Origin of the sequence: Conexibacter woesei Iso977N (assembly GCF_000424625.1) — a bacterium.
Classification (GTDB): Bacteria; Actinomycetota; Thermoleophilia; order Solirubrobacterales; family Solirubrobacteraceae; genus Baekduia; species Baekduia woesei_A.
The window spans coordinates 2,029,681-2,051,627 of sequence record NZ_AUKG01000001.1 but is presented as its reverse complement, the minus strand read 5'-3'; the positions used below and the strand labels follow the sequence as shown (position 1 = coordinate 2,051,627).

Sequence of the window (21,947 nt, the reverse complement as noted above, 5' to 3'; positions counted from 1 at the left end):
CGCCGCCGGCGCGTCAGCGCAGCGACCGCTCGCCGGTGGCGAGGGGGCGCGGCGCGGTGGCGCGCGGCGGCTAGCGCAGCGACCAGGCGGTGGTGCGGAGGCGCTCGGCCTCGGCGCGGGCGGCGGTGGCCGGGTCGGCGGGTGCGCCGTCCTGCTCGTGGGCGCGGACGAGCGAGCGGGAGGCGGTCACCAGGCCGGCGGCCGGGTGCGGTGCGAAGGCGGGTGCGAGATCCTCGACGCGGCCGCCCTGCGCACCGACGCCGGGGAGCAGGAACGTCGCGTGGGGCAGCAGCTCGCGGGCGCGCGCGATGTGCTCCGGCTGGGTCGCGCCGACGACGGCGCCGACGTCGCTGAGCCCGGACTCCGGGCCGAGGCTCTTGGCGCCGAGCTGCGCGACGAGCCCCGCGACGTGCTCCCACAGCGCGCCGCCGCTCTTTAGGCGCGTGTCCTCGACGTCGGCGGCGCCGGGGTTGGAGGTCCGGATCAACACGTACAACCCGGTCGCGTGCTCGCGGCCGACCGCGGCGAACGAGCCGAGCGTGTCGGCGCCCATGTAGGGCGCGACGGTCATCGCGTCGGCGCCGAGGCCGGGGATCTCCCCCACGCCCTCCGGACCGGGCGTGCTGCCGATCAGGCCCTGCGCGTAGGCCGTGGCGGTGACGTCGATGTCGCCGCGCTTGGCATCGGCCAACACGTACAACCCGCTCGCGCGAGCATGTTCTACAACTTCGGCCAGCGCGGCCCAGCCGGGGGCGCCGAGGCGCTCGAAGCACGCGACCTGCGGCTTGACGCCGGCGATCGCCTCACCGAGCGCGTCGATGACCGCGCGGCAGTGAGCGAGGACCGCGGCGGCGGCGCGCTGCGCGGGCGTCGCACCGTCCGGCGCTGCGTCGAGCGCGGCGGCCGCGGGCTGCGGCCAGAGCCGATTCGGATCGGGGTCGAGGCCGAGCACGATCTGCGACTCGCGCTCGGCCACGATGGCCGCGAGCCGGTCGGCGACGTGGACGTCACCGGTCGGCATGCGCGACCCCAGATGGAACGTCGATGCCCAGGGCGGGCTAGCCCTTGACGGCCTTCTTGAGGCCCGAGCCGGCGGTGAAGCGCGGGACCTTGGACGCCGCGATCTGGATCGGCTCGCCCGTGCGCGGGTGCACGCCCTCGCGCGCGCCGCGCTCGGCGACGTGGAACTTGCCGAAGCCGGAGAAGGTGATCTCGCCGCCACGGGCGAGCGTCTCCTCGATCACGCCCAGCACGGCGTCGACCGCCGCTGCGGCTTCCTTCTTGTCGAGGTCGCCCTTCTGGGCGACGTGGTCGACGAACTCGCTCTTCGTCACTGCGGTCCTCCTGATCGAGGGTCGTGGTCGGGGCGACACATCGCGGAGTCGGTTCGACCTCCGCGTCCCCTAGCCGGTGTCCGCCCTCAGCGGCCCCGAAACCCGTGCTGCTGACGGTCGGCCGGGCAGTCTGAGACCACGGTCGGACGGATCGCAAGGCAGGCGTCCTGCAGACCGTCCAGAATCCCATCTCGATGACCCTGCAGCGCATCGCCTGGCTGGTGACCGTGGTGGCCCTCCTGATCGGGGCGCTGATCATGCTGATCAGCAACTACCAGGGCTACGCCGCGCTGTTCGCGGCGGTCGCGCTGTCGGCCGCCATCAACCTGCGCTGAGGCGCGCGCCGAAAGGCGCGCTGTGCAGGGGCTTCGCCGGGCGCGCGCGGCGACGCGGCTAGCTCGGCGCCTCGGCCGGCTCGGTGTGGACGATCACCTCGTCGATCGACGGCGCCTGCTCGCGGATCCGCCGCTCCAGCTCGGAGGCGACGTCGTGGGCCTGGTCGAGCGTGCGCGTGCCCGCCAGCCGGACCGTGAGCAGGACGACGAGCCCGTCGTCGCCGGTCCGGAAGCGCAGCGCGTCCGGTTCGCCACCGGTCAGCTCCCGGACCAGGTCCCGCACGACGCGCTCCTCGGCGGCGACCTCGGTCGGCTGCGGCCGCGCGCCCTCGACCTCGGTGCTGAGCGGCTCGATGTGGGTGTGGACGTCGATGACTTCCGGGACCGCCGCGCAGATCGCGGCCTCGACCGCGCAGGCGATGTCGTGCGCGTGGCCGAAGTCGAGGTCGGCGGGCAGCTTGAGGTGCAGCGACAGCTCCGGCCGGCCGCCGACGTCGACGACCCGGACGTTGTGGACCTCGCGCACGCCGCGGACCGTCAGCGCCGCGGCCGACGCGCGCTCGCGCAGGTCGCCCGAGCCGACCGCGCCCGGCTCGACGTGGACGACGACGTCACTGCCCGGCAGCGCCCGGCTGACCGCGTCCTCGATCGAGTCGGCGACCGCGTGGCCCTCGCCGAGCGCCGCGTCGGGGTGCACGCCGATCGTGGCCTCCACGAAGTTGCGCCCGGCCGCCGCGCGCACGCGCAGGCGGCGCAGCTCGACGTCGGGCTCGGCCTCGCGGATCGCGGCGCGCGCGACGCTCTCGGCCTCGACCGGCGTCGCGTCCATCAGCACGCCGACGTTGCGGCGCATCAGCCGGAACGCCGCGACGACGACCAGCACCGCGACGACGAGCGCCGCGATCGCGTCGGCCTCCGGCGTCCCGTTGGCCGCGAAGACGAGGCCGATCAGCACCGCGACCGTGCCGACCATGTCGGAGGCGAAGTGCAGGGCGTTGGACGCCAGCGCCGGGCTGTTGTGGCGGACCGCCGCGCGGTGGGAGATCAGCAGGCGCGAGATGTCGACCAGGAGCACGACGCCGAGCACCAGGAACGTCCAGATGTTCGCGTCGACCTCGTGGGAGGACTCGCCGAACAGCCGCGTCAGCGCCTGGATGCCGATGAACGCCGAGGCCAGGACCAGGAACGCGCCCTCGCCGAGCGCCGCGAGGTGCTCGGCCTTGCCGTGGCCGTAGGGGTGGTCGCGGTCCGGCGGCCGCGTCGCGACCCGCAGCGCCAGGAACGTCAGCAGCGCCGCGACGAGGTCGGTCCCGGAGTGCACCGCCTCGGCGACGAGGCCGAGCGACCCGGACAGCAGGCCCGCGACGAGCTTCAGCGTGACCAGGAACGCAGCCGCGAAGACCGAGCCCAGCGCCGAGCGCAGGATGTCGCGCGCCGACGCCTCGGCGCTGGTCTGCTCGGGAGCGGCGACCGCCGGAGGTGTCGCTACTGCGGCGGCTGCGCCGCGCGCGTCGTCGCGGTCGGGCGCGTCGCTCATCCGCCCAGGTGCTCCCGCAGCAGCGCGGCGGCGCGGCCGCGGTGGGAGATGGCGCCCTTCTCGTCCGGCGTCAGCTCGGCCATCGTGCGGCCGGCGGGTGCGGGGATCTCGTCGTCGGGCAGGAAGGCGGGGTCGTAGCCGAAGCCGCCGTCGCCGCGCGGCTCGGCGGCGAGCGTGCCGGTGCAGCGGCCCTCGAACAGCTCCTCGGTCCCGGCGACGGGGTCGACGAGCGCGATCACGCAGACGTAGGCCAGCGCGCTGCCGGTCGGGGCCTCGCGCAAGAGCTTGTCGAGGTTCTCCTGGTCGGTCGCGTCCTCGCCGGCGAAGCGCGCCGAGTAGACGCCCGGGCGGCCGCCGAGCGCTTCGCTCTCGATTCCGGAGTCGTCGGCGATCACGACCACTCCGAGCGCCTCCGCGGCAGCGCGCGCCTTGCCGAGCGCGTTCTCGGCGAACGTCGTCCCGGTCTCGGGCGGCAGGACGACGTCGTCGGGCAGCGGCGCGACCTCGTGCGGGGCCAGCAGCTTCTCGAACTCCTCGGCCTTGTGCGCGTTGCGCGTCGACAACACCAACTTCATGACGCCCGTCCTTCCGCGATCGCCGCGTCCTGGTGCTCGCGCAGCTGCGCGATCCCGCCCTCGGCCAGCGCCAGCAGCTCGTCGAGGTGCGCGCGCGACAGCGGCGTGCGCTCGGCCGTCGCCTGCACCTCGACCAGGCCGCCGTCGCCGGTCATGACGACGTTGGCGTCGACCTCGGCGCTGGAGTCCTCGGGGTAGTCGAGATCGAGCAGCGGCACGCCGCCGACGATCCCGCACGACACGGCCGCGATCGTCCCGGTCAGCGGCGAGCGCTTGATCGTGCCGGCAGCGACGAGCTGCTCGCACGCCAGCGCGAGCGCGACGTAGGCGCCGGTGATCGACGCGGTGCGCGTCCCGCCGTCGGCCTGCAGCACGTCGCAGTCGAGGTAGATCGAGTTCTCGCCCAGCGCGGTGAAGTCCACGACGCCGCGCAGCGAGCGCCCGATCAACCGCTGGATCTCGATCGTCCGGCCGTCCGCGCGCCCCTTGGTGATGTCGCGCGCCTTCCGGGAGCCGGTCGACGCGGGCAGCATCCCGTATTCGGCGGTGACCCAGCCCAGCCCGGAGCCCACGCGCCAGCGCGGCACGCCGGTCTCGGCCGACGCGGTGCAGATCACGCGCGTCTCCCCCATCGAGATCAGCGCCGAGCCCGACGCGGTCCGGACGAAGCCGGGCTCGATCGTGACGGGGCGCAGCGCGTCCTGCGTGCGGTCGTAGGAGCGGGTCAACGGCGCGGCCACGCGGGCACCTCCGGGGTCTGGTTCGAGGCGAGGTCGACGTGCTCGACCTCGGTCAGCGGCATCTGCAGGAAGCGCGTGCCGAGCGCGTGGAACGCGTCGGCGTCGCCGGTGCAGAGGAAGGAGTAGGTGCCCTCGCCGGAGCGCCGCGACCCGAGGCCGCGCGCGCCGAGCGCGTGCTCGGCCTGGCGCGCCAGCGCGGCGCCGGACGTCACGATCGTCACGCGGGGGCCGAGCATCCGCTGGAGCATCGGGCGGACCAGCGGGTAGTGCGTGCAGCCGAGGATGACGGTGTCCACGCGGGCCTCGACCAGCGGCGCGCAGTAGTCGCGCACGACGTCCTCCAGCTCGCGCGTGAACAGCTCGCCGCCGGGCGGGTCCTGGATCAGCGGCGCGAGGTCCGGGCAGGCGACCGCCTCCAGGTCGACGTGCGGGTCGACGGACGCGACGGCACGCGCGTAGGCGCCGGAGGCGACGGTCGCGCGGGTGGCGAGCAGGCCGATCCGGCCCGAGCGCGTGACCGCGACGGCCTGCGCGGCCTCGGGCTTGACGACGCCGATGACGTCGATCCCGAGCGTCGTCTCCAGCATCCGCCGCTGCAGCGCCGGCAGCGCGGCGGCGGTCATCGAGTTGCAGGCGACGACCAGCAGCTTGGCGCGGCGGGCGATCAGCTCGTCGGCGATGTCCATCCCGAACGACTCGAGCTCCTGCTGCGTGCGCTCGCCGTACGGGAACCGCGCGCTGTCGCCCAGGTAGACGTAGTCCTCCTGGGGCAGGGCGACGAGCAGCTCGTGCAGGACGGTGAGCCCGCCGACGCCGGAGTCGAAGACAGCGATCGGGCGGTCGCGGGGGTCGCTGGCGGGCACGCCGACCATCGTAGGCGGCGGGCCCGCCGGGACGCGCCCCACCAGCGTCCCGGCGAGCACGCGCTCGTAGGTCCGTAGCGCCAGCATCACTTCTTGGACGGCGGGTCCCCGACGCCGTCGATCGAGTCCTTCAGCTTGCCCACGATCGTGGTGCCGAGGTCGGTCCCGGACCTCGTCTTGAGCGCCACGACGGCGGCCATGATCCCGGCGATCAGCAGGATCAACCCGATGTACTCGACGGTCCCCTGGCCGTCGTCGCGAGCGATCAGCGCGCGATGGGTACGGCGCAGGTGATGGTGGATGGTCGCGTGAGCGCAACCAATGGCACGGTGCATGCGTCTCTCCAGGTGATGAGCGGTTGGCGAAGCCCCTCGGATCCTGGGCCGAGATGTGTGACGGATCTACGCGCGTTCGTTGCGCAGGCGCGCAGCGCCGGTGTCGGAACGCGCTGGTATCGTCCGACGCGGCGCCGAAACGGCGCCTTCTTCCTATGAAGGGTCTCTTCCGCCGCAACGCTCCGGCCGACCCGAACCCGCAGGAGCAGCAGCCGACGATGGTCGTGCCGCAGCCCCCGCCGGTGGCGCCGCCGGAGCAGCCGCTTCCCGCCGGCCTCGCCCCCGAGGACGTCGCCCCCTCGCGTCCGAGCTTCCGCGATCGCGGCCGCCTGCGGCGCCGGTTGCGCTACCTGCGCCGCGTCCGGGAGCTGGGCTTCCGGGACCTCGGCGGCCTGGCGTTCGACCTGCACCGCTTCGGCCGGCGCAACGACGACCTCGTGTTGGGCAAGCTCGCCGCGCTGGATGCGGTCGACCGCGAGCTGCGAGCGATCGAGCGCGTGCTGAACGAGCGCCGCGACATCCTGGAGCTGCGCGAGCCCGGCGTCGCCGCGTGCCCGCGCTGTGGCGCGCTGCACGGGTCCGACGCGCGGTTCTGCCCGCAGTGCGGGATCGCGTTCAGCGGCCCGCTGGCGATGGTCGAGGTCGGCGGCGTGGCGCAGCCCGCGCCCGAGGCCGCGCCGATCGCCACGCAGACGGTCGGAGAAGTGAGCCCCGCTGAGCCGGCGCCGACGCCGGTCTCCGGCGCGCTGGAGGGCAACCCGCCCCCGGAGGCGCCACCCGCCGTCCCGGAGCCGGCCGCTGCCGAGCCGGCCGCGCCTGCGGAGCCGACCGAGGCCGAGCAGTCGGCGCCTTCGGGCCTCCCCGGCGCCGACGACGCCGAGTCGGGCGCGTCCGGCGCGACGTCCGGCGACAACGGCGGCGAGCAGCCGACGCAGGCGTTCTCCTCGCTCGGCGGCCCCGGCGGCGACCCGCTCGCCCAGCGCGAGCACCGCGAGCAGTGAGCACCCAGGAGCCGGGCCGCGTCTCCGGGCCCGCGCCCGCCGCGTTGCGCTGCCCGCGCTGCGGCGCGACCGTCGCGCCCGAGCAGGACTGGTGCCTGGAGTGCGGCGCGCCGGCCCGGACGCGCCTGGCGCCGACGCCGCACTGGCGCGCGCCGATCGCCGTGATCGCGGTCGTGATCGTGCTCGCGGGCGCCGCCTTCGCCTTCGCCTTCAGCGACCTGACCGCCGACGACGGCAACGTCTCCTCGGCCACCGCGACAACACCGGCCTCGACGCCCGCCGGCGACACCACCGCCCAGACGCCCACGGTCCCGACCGCCCCCGCCGCGACGCAGACGTCGCCCAGCGCGAGCGCGGCGATCCCGGGCTCCGGCGGCTAGCGCCCGAGCCGCACGACGGCGAGTCGGGTCGGCGAGCCGCTCGCCTCGACCGCGAGGTACCTCGCGTCGCAGGCCTCGTACGGGTCGGCCGACGTCGAGACCCGCGCGACCTCCCTTTCGCCCACGAGGATCCGCGTGCGGCGGTCCTTCGTCCTGGACACCACCAGCCTGCCGCCGCAGAACAGCGCGGCCAGGCGCGGCGGCGACCCGACCGTCCCGAGCACGCGACCGCCGCGCGGCGGGTCGCCCGGCGCGATGACGCGGACGCGCTGGACCTCGCCGCCATGGCGCCGCAGCACGGTCTCGGTCAGCACGAAGCGCCCGTCCGGCTGCAGGTCACGCGCCTCCGCGAGGGCGTGAGGCAGCGACGACCGGAACGTCCTGACCGCGCCCGTCGCGACGTTCACCAGCCGGACCACGTCCACCCCCGCCGTATCCAGCTCCCACGTTCCGGCGACGCCGACGACGAAGTGCCCGGCGCTGCCGCGCGCCGTCGACAGCACCCGCTCACCCGCCGGCCCGATCGCCGACACCACCACCGTCGCGTCCGCCGACCCGCACGTCCCCGAGTACGTGGACACCAACAGCTCGCCCGCGGAAGTGACGCCGCCGACGCCGAACGGCGGGCACTCCTCGTCCACGGGATGCGGCGCCTCCCTCAGGACCGCCGCGCCGCCCGCCGGGTCCGCCGTCGGGACCGCGACCACCTGCGTGACGCCGGCGGGGTCGCCGGACACGTCGACGTCGAACCCCAGGACGCCACCTGCCGCCACCAGGTCGCCGACGATGCCGGCGGTCCGGAACACCGTGGTGCGCCGCCCGGTCGCGAGGTCGACCCGGATCACCGCCGACTGCGTGGTGCGCCGGAGCACGAACGCGGCGCCGCTGTCGACCGCCAGCCCCTGGGTCTCGCCCGGCACGCGCACGATCCGCGGCGCGGGCGCGGCCTCAGCGATCGCGCAAACCGTGAGCGCCAGTAGCAGCGAGCAGACCAGACCGGTGAGGCGCATGCACGCGGTCCTTCCCCGCGCGCCCCGCCCTCAACCGAGCAGCGCGGCGTGCTGGGCCAGGCGCTTCTCGGCCAGCGGGTGCACCGGCAGCTCCGGCGCAGCCACGGCGTCCGGAGACCCCAGCACCTCCAGCGTCGCCACCAACCCGCGCGCCAGCGCGCCCAGGTCGTAGCCGCCCTCCAGCACGACACCCACAGGAACGCCCAGCTCGTCGGCGACCGCCCGGACCGACGCCGCCATCGTCGCGTAGCCCGCGTCGGTCACCCGCCCGTCGGCCAGCGGGTCGTCGGCATGCGCGTCGTAGCCCGCCGACACCAGGATCAACCCAGGCCTATAAGAACGCGCGAGCGGCACGACGACGTGCTCGACCAGCGAGCCGAACGTCTCGTCGCCGCTCCCGGGCGGCACGGGCAGGTTGACCGTGTAACCCTCGCCACCAAGAACACCAACTTCCTCCGCGCCGCCCGTCCCCGGGTACAGCGGCCACTGGTGGATCGAGCAGAACAGCACGTCGGCGGTGTCGTAGAAGACGTCCTGGGTCCCGTTGCCGTGATGCACGTCCCAGTCGAGGATCAGGACGCGCTCGACGCCGTACCGCTCCTTCGCCCAGCGCGCGCCGACCGCGACGTTGTTGAACAGGCAGAACCCCATCGACCGCCGCGCCTCCGCGTGGTGGCCCGGCGGCCGGTGCACGGAGACCGCAACCCGCGGGACATCGCCGCCCGAGGCGCCGAGCAGCGCATCCACCACCGCCACCGCCCCGCCCGCCGCGTGCAGCGCCGCCTCCCACGACCCCGGCGAGACCACCGTGTCCGCGTCGATCCGCCCGCCGCCCGCCGCACACAGCTCGTGCACGCCGTTGATCAGCCGCGCCGGGTGCACGGCCTCCAGCTGCGCACGCGTCGCCTCGGGCGACTGACGCCGTTCGAAGCCCAGCCACCCGCGCGCCTCCAGCGCCTCGGCGATCGCGGTCATCCGCGCCGGCTGCTCCGGATGCGGCCCGGGATCGTGCTGCAGCGACGACGGATGCGAGAACAGGACGGGGTCGGCCATCGCCCCCAACGCTACCCGCGCGCCCAACGGCACGCCGTCGCGCACCCTCGCGGGCGCGCGCGAGCGCTAGGGTCCTGGCCTTGTCCGCACCTGCTCCCCACGTCGTCGACGCCGAGGTCGCGGTCGTCGGCGCCGGCGCGGCCGGCCTCTACGCCGCGCTCACCGCCGCTCGCGCGGGCGCGCGTGTCGCGCTCGTCTCCGCCACGCCGCTCGCCCAGACCGCGTCGTACTGGGCCCAGGGCGGCCTCGCCGCCGCGCTCGATCCCACCGACTCGCCGGACCTCCACCGCCGCGACACCGAGGTCGCCGGCCGCGGGATCGTGCGCCGCAGCGCCGCCTCCCTGCTCTGCCGCGAGGCGCCCGGCGCCGTGCGCGAGCTCGAGGAGCACGGCGTCACCTTCGACCGCGCCCAGGACGGCAGCCTCGCGCTCGGCCTGGAGGGCGGGCACTCCAAGCGCCGCGTCGTCCACGCGGGCGGCAGCGCGACCGGGCGCCGCGTCGTCCGCCAGCTCTCCGCCGTCGTCGTCGAGGAGCCCCGCATCGAGGTCCTGGAGCAGGCCCGCGCCGCCGCGCCGTGGACGGTCGACGGCCGCTGCGTCGGCGTCGTCCTGGAGGACGGCCGCGCGGTCCGGGCGCGCTCGACGATCCTGGCGACCGGCGGCGCCGCCGCGCTGTGGGCCCGGACGACCAACCCACCGGGCTCGCTCGGCGTCGGGATGATGCTCGCCCACGCGGCGGGCGCCGCGCTCGCCGACCTGGAGTTCGTCCAGTTCCACCCGACCGCGGTGGCCGGCGTGCCGGGCCGCGAGGGCTTCCTGGTCACCGAGGCGATCCGCGGCGAGGGCGCGACGCTGCTCGACGCGCAGCACGAGCGCTTCGTCGAGGAGCTCAAGCCCCGCGACGAGGTCGCGCTGGCCGTGTTCCGCAAGATGGCCGAGCAGGACACCAGGAACGTCTGGCTCGACATGCGCCACGTCGACCCGCACTCGTTCCCGAACATCGTCGGCGCGCTCCGGGAGTCCGGGCTGGACCCGGCGACCGAGCTCGTGCCCGTGTCGCCCGCGAGCCACTTCTGCATGGGCGGCGTCGTCGCCGACCTCGACGGCGCCTCGACCGTCCCGGGCCTCTACGTCGTCGGCGAGACCGCGAACACCGGCCTGCACGGCGCCAACCGCCTCGCGTCCAACTCGCTGACCGAGTGCTTCGTCCAGGGCAAGCGCGCCGCGCTCGCCGGGCTCTCGGAGCCTCGCTTCCCCGTCGCGCCCGAGAACCCGCCCGCCCAGACCGCGATCGTCGCGCCGAGCCAGGCGACGCGCGAGAACCTCTGGCGCAACGCGGGCCTCGCCCGCGACGCGGCGGGCCTCGCCGAGCTCGCGCGCGATCCGCACCCACTGGCGCAGATCGTCGCGGCATGCGCCATGCTGCGCCAGGAGTCCCGCGGAGCCCACTTCCGCACCGACTTCCCCGACACCGATCCAGCCCTCGACGGCCATCACGCCGTCGTCCGCAACGGCGGCTCCCCCGCCTTCGAGCCCTGGACCTGAGCCCTCTGTTAGGGCTCGGTTGAACGCGAGCACCCTCTTAACGCGAACTCAACAGACCGTGCGTTGGTGCTTCATGAGCCCGGGGCACGATGCACCCGGTCGGGGAGCCAGCCAAACCCAAGGGTCCAGGGGAGGGTCAGCATGTACCAGTTCAGCAGAGGCATGTACCGGGAGCTCGCCAAGGACGTGGACGCGTCCGTGTGCGAGGAGGCCCACCACCACGTGCTTCATGCCTGCGAGTCGAACATCGAGCGGCTCGTCGGCGATCGCCACTACTTCGCGCGCCCCGCGCGCACGCTCTTCAACGACATCCGGCGCTACTTCCCGATGACCGCGCAGGCGCGCGTCTGGGCGGTCGTGGAGCGCTACGTCGCCGCCACCGAGGAGTGGCTGGACCGGATGCCGCAGAACGGCGTCGACGTCCACGGCCAGCCGCTGCAGTGCCGCGCGACGACACGCCGCGGGACCGCGTGCCAGCGGATGCCGCTGCCCCACAACGGCTACTGCCCGTCGCACCAGCACCTCGCGGAGACCGAGGAGGTCGAGCTGCGCGAGGCGATCGCCGCCTAGGCGGCGTGGCTGGGTAGGTTCCCGGGCAGATGCTGCTCGGGGTGGACGTCGGGGGGACCTTCACGGATGCCGTCGTGGTCGACGGCGGACGGCTGGTGACCGCGAAGGCCCCGACGACGCCGGGCGACCAGTCCCAAGGCGTCCTGGCGGCGGTCGCGGCGGCGCTGGAGAACGCGGGCCGGGCGCCGGCCGACGTCTCCGGGTTCGCGCACGGGATGACCGTGGCGACCAACGCGCTGCTGGAGGGCGTGGGCGCCCGGACGGTCCTGTGCGCGACCGCGGGCTTCGTCGACGTCGTCGAGCTCGGTCGCCAGGCGCGGCCGGAGCTGTACCGGCTCTGCGCGGACCGGCCGGCGCCGCTGGTCCCGCCGGAGCGGCGCGTCGCGGTGCCGGAGCGGATGACGCCTTCAGGCGTCATGCACGCGCTGACGGAGGACGCGGCGCGCGCCGTCGCCGAGCAAGTTGCAGCACTTGAACCCGAAGCGGTCGCGGTCGTGCTGCTGCACGCCTACCGCCACCCGGAGCACGAGGAGCTGCTGGGGCGAGCTTTGCGCGAGCGGCTCGGCGACGACGTCCACGTCTCGCTGTCGCACGAGGTCACCGCGACGTTCCGGGAGTTCGAGCGCGCGGCGACGACCGAGGTCGACGCGGCGCTGTCGCCGCTGCTGCGCGCCTACCTGACGCGGCTGGTCGACGGCGCGGTCGACGAAGGACTTCCGGAGCCCGCGATCATGCAGTCGTCGGGCGGGCTGACCGACGCGTCCACCGCCGCGGGCCACGCCGCGCTGACCGTCCTGTCCGGCCCCGCGGGCGGCGCCGCCGCGGCCGCGCTGCTCAGCGCGCGGCTCGGCGAGCCGGACCTGTTGTGCTTCGACATGGGCGGCACGTCGTGCGACGTCTGCGTCGTGGAGGACGGGCGCGTCCGGGCTTCGGCCGGGCGCACGATCGGCGGGCGGCCGCTGGCGCTGCCGATGGTCGACATCCACACGGTCGGCGCGGGCGGCGGGTCGATCGGCTGGCGCGACGCGGGCGGCGCGCTGCGCGTCGGGCCGCGCAGCGCGGGCGCCGACCCGGGACCGGCCTGTTACGGGCGCGGTGGCACCGAGCCGACGGTCACCGACGCGAACCTCGTGCTCGGGCATCTTGATGTGGAACGGCCGCTGGCCGGCGGCGTGGCGCTCGACGCCGAGGCGGCGCAGCGGGCGGTCGGCGCGCTCGCCGAGGAGCTCGGTCTCCCGGACGCGCGCGCGTGCGCGGAGGGCATCGTCCGGGTCGCGAACACCGAGATGGTCCGGGCGCTGCGCGTCGTCACCGTCGAGCGCGGGATCGACCCGCGCCGCTTCGCGCTGCTCGCCTTCGGCGGCGCCGGGCCGCTGCACGCGGCGGCGATCGCCGACGAGCTGGGGATCACGCGGATCGTCGTGCCGCGCGCGGCGGGCGTGCTGAGCGCTTTGGGCTTGGCAGCGGCGGAGCGGCGGCGCGACACGGCCCACTCCGTCCTTCTCCGCGGCGCTGACCTGACCGACACCGCGCTCGCCGCGTTGGCCGGCGACGCCGACGAGGTGACCTGGGACGCGCGCTACGCCGGGCAGTCCCACGAGCTCGCGCTGCGCGACGTCCCGCCGCGCGCCTCCGCGCTGCGCACCGCCTTCGCCGACGCCCACCGCGAGCGCTACGGCTACGCCGACGACGACGCCGAGGTCGAGCTGGTCACGGTCCGGACCGCGCGCGTCGAGCCCGGCCCGGACGTCGCGTGGGAGACCGCGGTCGACCGAGTCGATGTGGTCGGTCCGGATGTTGTCGCACTACCGGAGGCGACGCTCGTCGTCCCGGACGGCTGGCGCGGTTCGAGCGACGCGACCGGCACCGTGATCCTGACCCGTGACGCGTCGTGAGCGGCCTCGACCCCATCGCCCTGCAGGTCGCCACCGGTGCGCTGCGCGCGGCGTGCGAGGAGATGGGCGCGGTCCTGATCCGCAGCGCGCACAGCGCGAACATCAAGGAGCGCCACGACTGCTCGACCGCGCTGTTCGACGCGCACGGCGAGATGGTCATGCAGGCCGAGCACATCCCGGTCCACCTCGGGGCGATGCCGGCGTCGGTCGCCGCGGTGCTCGGCGAGGACCACGCCGGCGGCGCGTCGTGGGTCCTGAACGACCCCTACCGCGGCGGGACGCACCTGCCGGACATCACGGTCGTGACGCCGATCCTGGGCGAGGGCGCGGAGCTCTTGGGGTTCTCGGCCTCGCGCGCGCACCACGCCGACGTCGGCGGGCGCGTCCCGGGGTCGATGCCGTTCGACTCGCGGACGCTCGAGGAGGAGGGCGTCGTGATCGCGCCGCGCGTGCTCGACGACGACGCGATCGGCGCGCTGGCGTCCCAGATGCGCCAGCCCGCGGAGCGCCGTGCGGACCTGCGCGCGCAGCTGGCGGCCAACCAGCTCGGGGTGCGCCGCGTCGTCGAGCTTGCCGAGCGCCTCGGGATCGACGGCCTACGCTCCGCGTTCGCCGCGGTCCTGGACTACGCCGAGCGCCGCACCCGCGCGTGCATCGCCGACCTGCCCGACGGGACCTACACGGCGACCGACGTCCTGGAGGCGATCGACGGCGACCTGGAGCTGCGCGTCACCGCGACCGTCGCCGGCGACGAGCTGACCCTCGACTTCACCGGCTCCGCGGCACAGGACCCCGGGAACCTCAACTGCCCCGTCGCCGTGACGCGCAGCGCCTGCCTGTTCGCCGTGCGCGTCCTGACCGACGCCGACATCCCGCCGAGCGCGGGCGCGCACCGCCCGGTCACGGTCATCACCGAGCCGGGGACGCTGCTCGACGCCGGCGCGCCCGCGGCGGTCGCCGCCGGGAACGTCGAGACCTCGTCGCGCGTCGCCGACCTCGTCCTCCAGGCCTTCGGCCGCGCCTGCGGCCAGGGCACGATGAACAACCTGACGCTCGGCAACGACGACTTCTCCTACTACGAGACGCTCGGCGGCGGCCAGGGCGCCTGCCCCGACGCGCCCGGTCCCAGCGCCGTGCACGTCGCGATGTCCAACACCTTGAACACGCCGATCGAGGCGCTGGAGCTGGAGTTCCCGGTCCGCGTCGTCGAGTACTCGATCCGCCGGGACTCCGGCGGAACCGGTGAGCACGACGGCGGCGACGGCATCGTCCGCGAGCTGGAAGCGCTCACGGAGATGCACTACTCCCTCATCACCGAGCGGCGCCGCCACGCCCCGCCGGGCGCCGCGGGCGGCGGATCCGGGAAGCCCGGCGCCAACATCCTCAACGACGACGAGCTGCCCGCCAAGGCAGGCGGTACGCTCGCGCCCGGCGACCGCCTGCGCATCGAGACGCCCGGCGGCGGCGCCCACGGCGGCGCCTGACCGCGCTACTCGCCCGCCGGCGTGAGCAACCCGATGATGTTGCCGTCCGGGTCGGTGAACTGGGCCAGCGTGATGCGGTCCATGATCGTCTCGGGGCCGAAGACCTTCCTGCCGCCGAGCTCCTCGGCGCGGGCCAGCGTCGCCTCGATGTCGTCGACCTCGACGTAGATCGTCGTGCGCGGGCCGCCGCTGTCGGCGCCGCCCGCGATCCCGCCGGCGATGCCGTGGTCCATCATGCCCTTGCCGGGGTCGGTCAGCCCGTACCTGTACTCGTTGTCGGCGTTGATCGCCCACCCGAAGAGGTCGCCGTAGAACCTCTGGGTGGCGGCGCCGTCCTGGCCGATGATCTCGAAGTGCACGATCGGGTTGGACATCAACCTGCTCCTTGGGCTCGGGGATCGACGCCGGCCAGCGCCTTCGCGGCCAGCCGGTGGAGCGTCGCACGCTCGCTCGCCGAAAGCGACCCCAGCAGTTCGCTCTCGGCGCGATCGAGCCTGCGCTCGGCGGCCTTCAGCGCTCGGCGCCCGGATGCCGTGATCGCGACGCGGTGGCGCCGCCGGTCCTCCGGATCGCGCTCGCGCGTGATCAGGCCGCGCGCCTGCAGGTCGTCGAGCAGGCCGACGACGTCGCTCGGGTCCTGGCGCAGCCGCGCGCCCAGCGTCCGCTGGGCCTGCGGGCCGAAGTCCTCCAGCGCGGCCAGCACCGCGACGTGCCCGAGCCGCAGGTCGCCCACCGCGGCGACCGACCCCGCCCGCGCGTTCCTGCCCAGCAACGACAGCACGTACGCGGGGCGCGCGAGCAGGCGCGGCGGCAACCGATCGTCCATGGCGTGGGAGACTACCAACCGTTGGTATCTTCCAACGAATGCTCCCCAGCACGCTCACCGACCTCGCCGGCACCTGGGCCGGCGCGGAGACCCTCTCCCCCTCGCCGTGGTCGCCCGGCGGCACGGCGCACGGCCGCCACACGTCCACCGCCGCGCTCGACGGCACCGCGCTCCTGCACGACTACACGCAGGAGCGCGACGGCGCGACGACGCTCAGCGGCCACGGCGTCTGGCTCGCGGACGCCGACGACACGCTCGCATGGTTCTGGTTCGACTCCTACGGCTTCGTCCCGCCCGGGCCCGCGCGCGGCGCGACGCCCGCCGCAATGGAGAAGACCACGCCCCGCGGCACCCAACGCGCGCGCTTCGACATCATCGACAACGCGACGCTCCACCACACGATCGCCGTCCGCCTGGCCGACGCGGCGGACTTCGCGCCGGTCGCCGAAGCCCGCTACGCGCGCGTCTGAGCGGCGCGGCCCGCGCGCGTCACGGTGGCCGCGAGCAGCACGCAGACGCCGCCGGCGCCCGCGAACGCCAGCTCGGCGCTGGTGTCGTAGAGCGCCAGCCACGACACCGGCGCGAGCGCATTGCCGGCGAACTTGAACGCCCCGATCACCGACACCGCGCCGCCGCGGTTGGCCGGCGCGGCGCCGACGGTCAGGACGTTCAGCCCCGCCCACAGCAGGGCGCTGGCGACGCCGGTGACCAACCACACCAACGCCAGTCCTTCCCACTGATCGACGATCCCGAGCAGTGGGACCAGGACCACGCAGCCGGCCGCACCAACGACGGCGACGCCCACCGCGCCGCGCCGGTCGGTCAGGCCGCCCGCCGGGCGCCCCGCGACCACGCCCGCCGCGCCGAAGCCCGCCAGCAGCAGCCCGCGCTCGGTCGGCCCGAGGCCGAACGCGTCGCCCGCCCGCAGCGCGACGACCACGCCGAGCCCGGTCACGCCGAGGTAGGCGAGGAACGCCGCGGCGGCGGTCCAGCGCGTCCGGGGCGTGAGCGCCTCGACGAACCGCGGGCGCTCCGCCTTCACGCGCTGCCTCGCCGCGCCGCCGCCCGGCGACATCCACGCCAGGATCAGCGCCGCGACCGCCGCGACGACGAACGCCAGCCGGTAGTCGAGCGCGCCCGCCAGCCCGCCGACCAGCGGCGCGCCGACCACGCCCGCGGTCTGGACCGCGGCGAACGTCCCCATCGTCCTGCCGAGCGCGGCCTCCGGCGTCGCGTCGGCCAGCGCGGCGAGGACGAGCGGCGTCGTGAACGCGTTCGCCGCGCCCTGCAGCGCGCGGGCGATCAGGAACGGCGCGAACGCGCCCGCCACCGCCGCCCACAGCGAGGCCAAGGCGTACACGACGAACGCGACGCGCGTGGCCCGCGCGCGCCCGAAGCGCTCCCCGAGCGTCCCGGAGACCAGCTGCAGCGCGGCGAACGGCACGAGGTAGGCGGTCAGCGCCACCGACGCGGCCGACGACGACACGTCGAACGCATCCCGCAGCTCCGGGATCAGCACCGTGACCATGCCACCGCCGAACGGGCCGATGAACCCGCCGGCGTAGAGCGCGACGCGCGTGGCGCCGCCCGCTCCGTCGTGCGTCATCCGAGGGCCACGACCGTCCCGCGCGCCGCCGAGTCGCGCGCGGCCTCCAGCACGTCGAGCACGCCGATCGCGTCGTCGAGCGTGACGGGCGGCGGCGTGTCGCCGCTGCGATCCCGGATCGTCCGCACGACGCCCGCGTAGTACGAGTCCCACGCGCCCGGCGCCATCGCGACCGGCTCGACCGCCCCGGAGCCGTCGTGCCACCAGGCACCGTCGCTGTCACCGGTCTCGCGGGTCGCCCAGCCGCGGTCGCCGGGGCGCAGGCCCGCACGCAGCTGCGGCTCCTGGTGATCCAACCCGTAGAACAACAACGCGCCGCGCTCGCCGAGCACCCGGAAGCGCGCGGGCGCGTCGGCCGCGAAGACGCCCGCGTAGAGGTGCGAGCGCACGCCGCCCGGATGCTCCAGCGCGACGAAGACGTCGTCCTCGACCGCGGCGCCCGCGCGGCGGACGTCGAGCTCGGCGTAGACCGTCGCGGGCGCGCCGAACAGCTGGATCGCCTGGTCGACCAGGTGCGAGCCCAAGTCCAACAACAACCCGCCGCCGTCGGCGGGGTCGGCGTTCTCGCGCCACGCGCCCTCCTTGACCTGCGGGCGGAAGCGGTCGAAGCGCGACTCGAACGTCACGACGCGGCCCAGGCGCCCGGCGTCCAGCTCGCGGCGCAGCGTCAGGAAGTCGTCGTCCCAGCGGCGGTTGTGGAACGCGGCGGCGACGACGCCCGCGGCGGCCGCCGCGTCGCGCAGCTCGCGCGCCTCGCGTGCGGTGACCGCGACCGGCTTGTCGATCACCACGTGCTTGCCCGCGGCGATCGCCTCGTGCGCCAGCGCCGCGTGGAAGCGATTCGGTGAGGCGATCACGACGACGTCGCAGTCCTCCAGCGCATCGCTGAGCGCGTCGACGGCGCGCGCGTCCGGGAAGGCGCGGCCCAGCTCGCCCCGCCGCTCCTGCGAGCGCGTCACGACGGAGGCCAGCTCCAGCCCCTCGGTCGCGGCGACCAGCGGCGCGTGGAACGCCGCTCCCGCCAGCCCGTAGCCCGCCAGGGCGACGCGCAGTTCCGTTGCACTTCCGTCGTGGTCGCTCATGCCGTTCTGCACGCTATCGCCGCGAAGTAAGGGGTCGCCGGCGGCTAGGGCCGCAGCCGGGTAAGGGGTCTTGTCGCGCAGGTAAGGGGTCGACCCCCTCAAGGTCGCTCCGTACGCCCGATGTGGAGCGACCCTCTCAGCAGCAAGATGCTGTCCATGTTGTTCCTCCTCCAACAGCCTCTCGCCGCCGTCCGCGACGAGGACGCCATGCGCGCCGGCTTGCGGAACCGACCCCAGCCGCGCATCCCTCAGCGCGCGGCCCTCTTGGGTCGGCTCCGCAGCCGGCGCGATGCGCGCTCCCGGATCCGCACGGCGCACGCGTAACCCCCGACACGGAGCGTCTCCCCACGCTCCAGCGCACCGAGCACCCCTTTGACCCCTCAACCGATCACCGACCTGACCGCACGGCGCCGGTTGCGCGAGAATCCCCCGGGCATGCCCGCTCGCGTGACCAGCGACGCCTTCATCGGGCGTCGCGTCGAGCTTGCTCAGCTCGACGCGGCGCTGATGACCGCTGCGCATGGACCGGGGACCGCCTGCCAGGCGGGCCTCGTGTTCGTCGCCGGCGAGTCGGGCATCGGCAAGTCGCGTCTGGTCGACCACTTCGCCGAGCGCGCCAAGGCCGGCGGCACGCGCGTCCTCTGGGGCGACTGCATCGACCTTGGCGACTCCGAGCTGCCCTACGCGCCGCTGGTGTCGGCGCTGCGCTCGCTCGTCCGCTCCGGCCATCCCGTCTTCGAGCAGCTCGGCCCGCAGCGCGCCGAGCTGGCCAGGCTCCTCCCTGAGCTCGGCACCCCGGGCGACCTGATCGTCGAGCCCTACGCGGGCTCCGCCCAGGGCCGCCTGTTCGAGCTGCTGCTGATGCTCTTCGAGAAGCTCTCGGAGGAGTCGCCGGTCCTGCTCGTCATCGACGACCTCCACTGGGCCGACCGCTCCACTCGCGACTTCCTCGCGTTCCTGGCCCGCAACGTCTGCTCGCAGCGGTTGTTGGTGGTGTCGACGTTCCGCGTTGACGAGCTCCACCGCCGCCACCCGCTGCGCCCGTTCCTGGCGGAGATCGAGCGGACCGAGCGCGCGTCGCGCGTGCCGGTCGAGCGCTTCACGCTCGAGGAGATCTCCGAGCAGGTCGCGGCGATCCTCGGGGCCCAGCCCGACGAGGACCTGCTCGACCGCGTCTGGGCCCGCTCGGAGGGCAACCCGCTGTTCGCGGAGGAGATCCTGGCGGCCGAGCGCGAGGGCGACGGCACGCTGCCGGAGTCGCTGCGCGACGCGCTGATGCTGCGCGTCGAGGCGCTCGGCGAGATGACGCAGGACGCGCTGCGCTGGGTCTCGGCGGCGCAGCGCATCGAACATGATGTCCTTGAAGAGGCGTCGCAGCTCGACCCGCTCGAGCTGCGCCACGCGCTGCGCGAGGCGGTCGCCCACCACGTCCTCGCCTCGCAGTTCGACGGCCGGATCGCCTTCCGCCACGCCCTGCTGCGCGAGGCGGTGTACGACGACCTGCTCCCCGGCGAGGTCGGCGAGCTGCACCTGCGGCTGGCCACGGTGCTGGAGGAGCGCCTGGCCGCCTCGCCGTGCATCGGCCTGGACCAGGCCGCCGAGATCGCCCACCACTTCGACGCCGCCGGCGACCAGCCGGCCGCGCTGCGCACCGCGATCCGGGCGGCGCTGACCGCCGAGCGCGTCCACGCCGAGGGCGAGGCCGCCGTCTTCTACGAGCGGGCGCTGGTCCTGTGGGATCGCGTCGTGGACCCGGAGGCGCTGGCCGGGTGCGACCACGTCGACCTGCTCTCGCGCGCGGCGAACGCCAACCAGTTCGACTACTCGCGCTGCATCCACCTGCTCAAGCGCGCGCTGGGCGAGATCGACGAGGAGCGCGAGCCGGGCCGCGCCGCCCTGCTGCTGGAGCGCCTGGGCAAGGCGCGCTGGAACTCCGGCAAGGGCCAGATCGCGCTGGAGGCGTGGGACGCGGCGTTGGCGCTCCTGCCCGTCGTGCCGCCGAGCAAGGAGCGCGCGCAGCTGCTGGCCGCCAAGGCGTCGGGGCTGATGCTGTGGGGTCGCTACAGCGACGCGCTGGAGATGGCCGACGAGGCGCTCGAGGTGGCCGACGCGGTCGGCGCCCGCAGCGTCCGGATCCATGCGCTCAACACGAAGGGCGTCTGCCTGCGCGGCGGCGGCGACACCTCGCGCGGGTTCGCGACGATCCGCGAGGCGATGGCGATGGCACGGGCCGACGGCGACGTCGACCAGCTGCTGCGCTCCTACCTCAACCTCTCCGACGCGCTGCACTTCACGGGCGACACGCACGCGGCGCGCAAGCTGCTGGTCCAGGGGCGCAAGGAGGTCCGGGAGCTCGGCCGCCGCGCGAACTGGCTGGCGATCCAGCAGGCCGAGATCGCCTATGACCTGGGCTTCTGGGACGAGGCCGACGAGCTGGTCCCGCTCGAGCTCGGGCGGGTCACGCAGGGCACGACGCGCGTCTTCTACGAGCTGACGCGGGCGTCGCTGTCGCTCGGCCGCGGCGACAACGCCGATGCGCGCGAGCGCCTCGTGATCGCCCGCGACCTCGTCGCGCGCTCCTACGAGCCGCAGTGGCACGCGCCGATCACCGCGATGCTCGCGGGCCTGGAGCGGCGCGAACGCAACATCGTCGCCGCGCGCGCCGCGATCCGGATGGGCCTGGAGCGGCTGACCGAGACCGAGGCGATGGCCGACGGCGCGCGGCTGGCGCGGATCTTCTCCTCGGCGGCGGGCGTCGAGGCCGACGCCGCGCAGCAGGCGCGCGACCTGGGCCGGCCCGACGACGAGGCCGCGGCGGTCGCCGCCGCGCGCGCCTACGCCGACCAGGCGCGCGAGGCCGCGTCACGCACGTTCGCCGCGGCGATGCCCGAGGCCGCCGCGATGGTCCTGGTCGCCGAGGCCGAGGCCGTCGACGCGACCGGCACGCCCGACCCGGAGCTGTGGGCACGCGCCGCCGACGCGTGGGCCGCGATCGATCGGCCATTCCGGGTTGCGCGCGTGCGCTGGCGCGAGGCCGAGGCCTCGCTGGCCACCGGCGACCGCGCCCGCGCCGAGGCCGCCGGCAGCGACGCGCTGGCGCTGGCGACCCGGCTGGGCGCCGCCTGGGTGATCGAGGAGCTGACCGCGCTGGCGCGCCGCGGCCGCCTGCGCTTCGACGTCCCGCCGCAGGCCGTCGCCGACGCGGCAGCGAGGCCCGCGACACCAAGCACCCCAACAACACCCGCGGCCGCCGTCACCGACCCGGCCGCCGAGCTGGGCCTGACGCCCCGCGAACGCGACGTCCTCGCCTTGGTCGCCCAGGGCCGCACGAACCGCCAGATCGGCGAAGAGCTCTTCATGGCCGAGAAAACAGCCTCGGTCCACGTGTCCCGGATCCTCGCCAAGCTCGACGTGCGCTCCCGCACGGAGGCTGCTGCGGTGGCCCACCGGTTGGGCATCGAGGGTGATGACTCGGTGGCGGTGGCCTGAGGAGCGCTTCGTTGCGTTGAGGGCGGCGCGCGGGCCCGGGCGCGGGCGCCCGTGGCGTTCAGCTCGCGGCGTGGGTGGTGATGTGGTGCGTTTGCGGTCGGGCATCGAGGGCGAGTGGCGTTGGTGGCGATGCCGGCGTTCGCGGTGTGGCTCGGCCTGGTGCCGGGACGGGCGAGGGTTCGGGACCGAAGCGTTGGTCAACGGTGCATTTGGGTCCTATGCGAACCCAAATGCACCTCTGGGGGGTGAACGGCAGTTCGGTGTTCTCTGCGAACACCTGTCTGCCGT

22 protein-coding genes are annotated in these 21,947 nt (G+C 74.9%); 9 read left to right on the top strand and 13 right to left on the bottom strand.

Annotated features, from left to right (window positions below):
• Window positions 1-70: 70 nt before the first annotated feature.
• Together pyrF and H030_RS0110085 are read right to left on the bottom strand one after the other, a co-directional pair.
• On the bottom strand, window positions 71-1,021 hold the full coding sequence (gene pyrF, locus H030_RS30910) for an orotidine-5'-phosphate decarboxylase (protein ID WP_051222244.1): 951 nt from the start codon (window positions 1,019-1,021) through the stop codon (window positions 71-73).
• A gap of 37 nt (window positions 1,022-1,058) precedes the next feature.
• Complete coding sequence (locus tag H030_RS0110085; RefSeq protein WP_027006032.1) at window positions 1,059-1,334, bottom strand: HU family DNA-binding protein; 276 nt, start codon at window positions 1,332-1,334, stop codon at window positions 1,059-1,061.
• A gap of 194 nt (window positions 1,335-1,528) precedes the next feature.
• Between H030_RS0110085 and H030_RS39635 the strand changes: the two genes are divergently transcribed.
• Window positions 1,529-1,669 carry a hypothetical protein gene (locus H030_RS39635; protein WP_196809071.1) on the top strand — a complete coding sequence of 47 codons (141 nt, stop codon included), beginning with the start codon at window positions 1,529-1,531 and terminating at the stop codon, window positions 1,667-1,669.
• A gap of 58 nt (window positions 1,670-1,727) precedes the next feature.
• Here the strand turns inward: H030_RS39635 and H030_RS0110075 are convergent, their stop codons facing one another.
• From H030_RS0110075 to H030_RS30900, 5 genes are read right to left on the bottom strand one after another with little or no spacing between them, the layout of a single operon-like run.
• Window positions 1,728-3,206, bottom strand: coding sequence for a cation diffusion facilitator family transporter (locus H030_RS0110075; RefSeq protein WP_027006031.1), 1,479 nt, complete (start codon window positions 3,204-3,206; stop codon window positions 1,728-1,730).
• Window positions 3,203-3,781, bottom strand: coding sequence for an RdgB/HAM1 family non-canonical purine NTP pyrophosphatase (gene rdgB / locus H030_RS0110070; protein WP_027006030.1), 579 nt, complete (start codon window positions 3,779-3,781; stop codon window positions 3,203-3,205). Before rdgB ends, H030_RS0110075 begins: the two co-directional genes overlap by 4 nt.
• Window positions 3,778-4,509 carry a ribonuclease PH gene (rph, locus tag H030_RS0110065; protein WP_027006029.1) on the bottom strand — a complete coding sequence of 244 codons (732 nt, stop codon included), beginning with the start codon at window positions 4,507-4,509 and terminating at the stop codon, window positions 3,778-3,780. Before rph ends, rdgB begins: the two co-directional genes overlap by 4 nt.
• A complete protein-coding gene (murI, locus tag H030_RS30905) occupies window positions 4,506-5,471 on the bottom strand; it encodes a glutamate racemase (RefSeq protein ID WP_051222242.1) in 966 nt (321 codons plus the stop codon). The genes rph and murI overlap by 4 nt, the downstream gene beginning before the upstream one ends.
• Window positions 5,471-5,719: a hypothetical protein gene (locus H030_RS30900; protein WP_035126071.1), complete on the bottom strand. Its 249-nt coding sequence runs from the start codon at window positions 5,717-5,719 to the stop codon at window positions 5,471-5,473. Before H030_RS30900 ends, murI begins: the two co-directional genes overlap by 1 nt.
• 155 nt (window positions 5,720-5,874) lie before the next feature.
• Between H030_RS30900 and H030_RS0110050 the strand changes: the two genes are divergently transcribed.
• A complete protein-coding gene (locus H030_RS0110050) occupies window positions 5,875-6,720 on the top strand; it encodes a zinc ribbon domain-containing protein (protein WP_027006028.1) in 846 nt (281 codons plus the stop codon).
• Window positions 6,717-7,100, top strand: a complete 384-nt coding sequence (locus tag H030_RS0110045) for a hypothetical protein (RefSeq protein WP_027006027.1) — start codon at window positions 6,717-6,719, stop codon at window positions 7,098-7,100. Before H030_RS0110050 ends, H030_RS0110045 begins: the two co-directional genes overlap by 4 nt.
• On the opposite strand, the gene H030_RS0110040 is transcribed toward H030_RS0110045, so the two are convergent.
• Window positions 7,097-8,110 (bottom strand): hypothetical protein, encoded by a 1,014-nt coding sequence (locus H030_RS0110040; RefSeq protein WP_027006026.1) that lies wholly within the window; start codon window positions 8,108-8,110, stop codon window positions 7,097-7,099. The two genes, H030_RS0110045 and H030_RS0110040, sit on opposite strands and share 4 nt — an antisense overlap.
• Window positions 8,111-8,140: 30 nt before the next feature.
• Complete coding sequence (locus H030_RS30895; RefSeq protein ID WP_035126069.1) at window positions 8,141-9,163, bottom strand: histone deacetylase; 1,023 nt, start codon at window positions 9,161-9,163, stop codon at window positions 8,141-8,143.
• A gap of 80 nt (window positions 9,164-9,243) precedes the next feature.
• Between H030_RS30895 and H030_RS0110030 the strand changes: the two genes are divergently transcribed.
• From H030_RS0110030 to H030_RS0110015, 4 genes are all read left to right on the top strand, one after another.
• Window positions 9,244-10,707, top strand: coding sequence for an L-aspartate oxidase (locus H030_RS0110030; RefSeq protein ID WP_027006025.1), 1,464 nt, complete (start codon window positions 9,244-9,246; stop codon window positions 10,705-10,707).
• A 162-nt stretch (window positions 10,708-10,869) separates the two neighbouring features.
• Window positions 10,870-11,277, top strand: coding sequence for a hypothetical protein (locus H030_RS0110025; RefSeq protein ID WP_231398396.1), 408 nt, complete (start codon window positions 10,870-10,872; stop codon window positions 11,275-11,277).
• A gap of 29 nt (window positions 11,278-11,306) precedes the next feature.
• The gene (locus H030_RS0110020) at window positions 11,307-13,172 is read left to right on the top strand and encodes a hydantoinase/oxoprolinase family protein (RefSeq protein WP_027006023.1); all 1,866 of its coding nucleotides are present in this window, start codon (window positions 11,307-11,309) and stop codon (window positions 13,170-13,172) included.
• Window positions 13,169-14,656 carry a hydantoinase B/oxoprolinase family protein gene (locus H030_RS0110015; RefSeq protein ID WP_027006022.1) on the top strand — a complete coding sequence of 496 codons (1,488 nt, stop codon included), beginning with the start codon at window positions 13,169-13,171 and terminating at the stop codon, window positions 14,654-14,656. The genes H030_RS0110020 and H030_RS0110015 overlap by 4 nt, the downstream gene beginning before the upstream one ends.
• Window positions 14,657-14,661: 5 nt before the next feature.
• Here the strand turns inward: H030_RS0110015 and H030_RS0110010 are convergent, their stop codons facing one another.
• Both H030_RS0110010 and H030_RS0110005 read right to left on the bottom strand, forming a co-directional pair.
• Window positions 14,662-15,030: a VOC family protein gene (locus H030_RS0110010; RefSeq protein ID WP_027006021.1), complete on the bottom strand. Its 369-nt coding sequence runs from the start codon at window positions 15,028-15,030 to the stop codon at window positions 14,662-14,664.
• Window positions 15,030-15,482: a MarR family winged helix-turn-helix transcriptional regulator gene (locus H030_RS0110005; protein WP_027006020.1), complete on the bottom strand. Its 453-nt coding sequence runs from the start codon at window positions 15,480-15,482 to the stop codon at window positions 15,030-15,032. The genes H030_RS0110010 and H030_RS0110005 overlap by 1 nt, the downstream gene beginning before the upstream one ends.
• Before the next feature lie 38 nt (window positions 15,483-15,520).
• On the opposite strand from H030_RS0110005, the gene H030_RS0110000 reads away from it, so the two are divergent.
• On the top strand, window positions 15,521-15,952 hold the full coding sequence (locus H030_RS0110000; RefSeq protein WP_027006019.1) for a hypothetical protein: 432 nt from the start codon (window positions 15,521-15,523) through the stop codon (window positions 15,950-15,952).
• Here H030_RS0110000 and H030_RS30890 read toward each other — a convergent pair.
• Together H030_RS30890 and H030_RS0109990 are read right to left on the bottom strand one after the other, a co-directional pair.
• Entirely contained in the window at window positions 15,937-17,088 is a 1,152-nt protein-coding gene (locus H030_RS30890) for an MFS transporter (protein WP_035126066.1), read from the bottom strand. The two genes, H030_RS0110000 and H030_RS30890, sit on opposite strands and share 16 nt — an antisense overlap.
• Window positions 17,085-18,170, bottom strand: coding sequence for a Gfo/Idh/MocA family oxidoreductase (locus tag H030_RS0109990; protein WP_027006018.1), 1,086 nt, complete (start codon window positions 18,168-18,170; stop codon window positions 17,085-17,087). The genes H030_RS30890 and H030_RS0109990 overlap by 4 nt, the downstream gene beginning before the upstream one ends.
• Window positions 18,171-18,605: 435 nt before the next feature.
• Between H030_RS0109990 and H030_RS0109980 the strand changes: the two genes are divergently transcribed.
• Window positions 18,606-21,659 (top strand): helix-turn-helix transcriptional regulator, encoded by a 3,054-nt coding sequence (locus tag H030_RS0109980; protein WP_027006017.1) that lies wholly within the window; start codon window positions 18,606-18,608, stop codon window positions 21,657-21,659.
• Window positions 21,660-21,947 lie beyond the last annotated feature (288 nt).

Bases quoted from the DNA above. Each gene is read 5' to 3' on its own strand.
- H030_RS30890 (WP_035126066.1), bottom strand. From the start codon at position 17,088: ATGACGCACGACGGAGCGGGCGGCGCCACGCGCGTCGCGCTCTACGCC.
- H030_RS0110005 (WP_027006020.1), bottom strand. From the start codon at position 15,482: ATGGACGATCGGTTGCCGCCGCGCCTGCTCGCGCGCCCCGCGTACGTG.
- rdgB (WP_027006030.1), bottom strand. From the start codon at position 3,781: ATGAAGTTGGTGTTGTCGACGCGCAACGCGCACAAGGCCGAGGAGTTC.
- H030_RS0110040 (WP_027006026.1), bottom strand. From the start codon at position 8,110: ATGCGCCTCACCGGTCTGGTCTGCTCGCTGCTACTGGCGCTCACGGTT.
- H030_RS30895 (WP_035126069.1), bottom strand. From the start codon at position 9,163: ATGGCCGACCCCGTCCTGTTCTCGCATCCGTCGTCGCTGCAGCACGAT.
- murI (WP_051222242.1), bottom strand. From the start codon at position 5,471: ATGCTGGCGCTACGGACCTACGAGCGCGTGCTCGCCGGGACGCTGGTG.
- H030_RS30900 (WP_035126071.1), bottom strand. From the start codon at position 5,719: ATGCACCGTGCCATTGGTTGCGCTCACGCGACCATCCACCATCACCTG.
- H030_RS0110020 (WP_027006023.1), top strand. From the start codon at position 11,307: ATGCTGCTCGGGGTGGACGTCGGGGGGACCTTCACGGATGCCGTCGTG.
- H030_RS0109990 (WP_027006018.1), bottom strand. From the start codon at position 18,170: ATGAGCGACCACGACGGAAGTGCAACGGAACTGCGCGTCGCCCTGGCG.
- H030_RS0109980 (WP_027006017.1), top strand. From the start codon at position 18,606: ATGCCCGCTCGCGTGACCAGCGACGCCTTCATCGGGCGTCGCGTCGAG.
- pyrF (WP_051222244.1), bottom strand. From the start codon at position 1,021: ATGCCGACCGGTGACGTCCACGTCGCCGACCGGCTCGCGGCCATCGTG.
- H030_RS0110025 (WP_231398396.1), top strand. From the start codon at position 10,870: ATGTACCGGGAGCTCGCCAAGGACGTGGACGCGTCCGTGTGCGAGGAG.
- H030_RS39635 (WP_196809071.1), top strand. From the start codon at position 1,529: ATGACCCTGCAGCGCATCGCCTGGCTGGTGACCGTGGTGGCCCTCCTG.
- H030_RS0110050 (WP_027006028.1), top strand. From the start codon at position 5,875: ATGAAGGGTCTCTTCCGCCGCAACGCTCCGGCCGACCCGAACCCGCAG.
- H030_RS0110000 (WP_027006019.1), top strand. From the start codon at position 15,521: ATGCTCCCCAGCACGCTCACCGACCTCGCCGGCACCTGGGCCGGCGCG.
- H030_RS0110075 (WP_027006031.1), bottom strand. From the start codon at position 3,206: ATGAGCGACGCGCCCGACCGCGACGACGCGCGCGGCGCAGCCGCCGCA.
- H030_RS0110010 (WP_027006021.1), bottom strand. From the start codon at position 15,030: ATGTCCAACCCGATCGTGCACTTCGAGATCATCGGCCAGGACGGCGCC.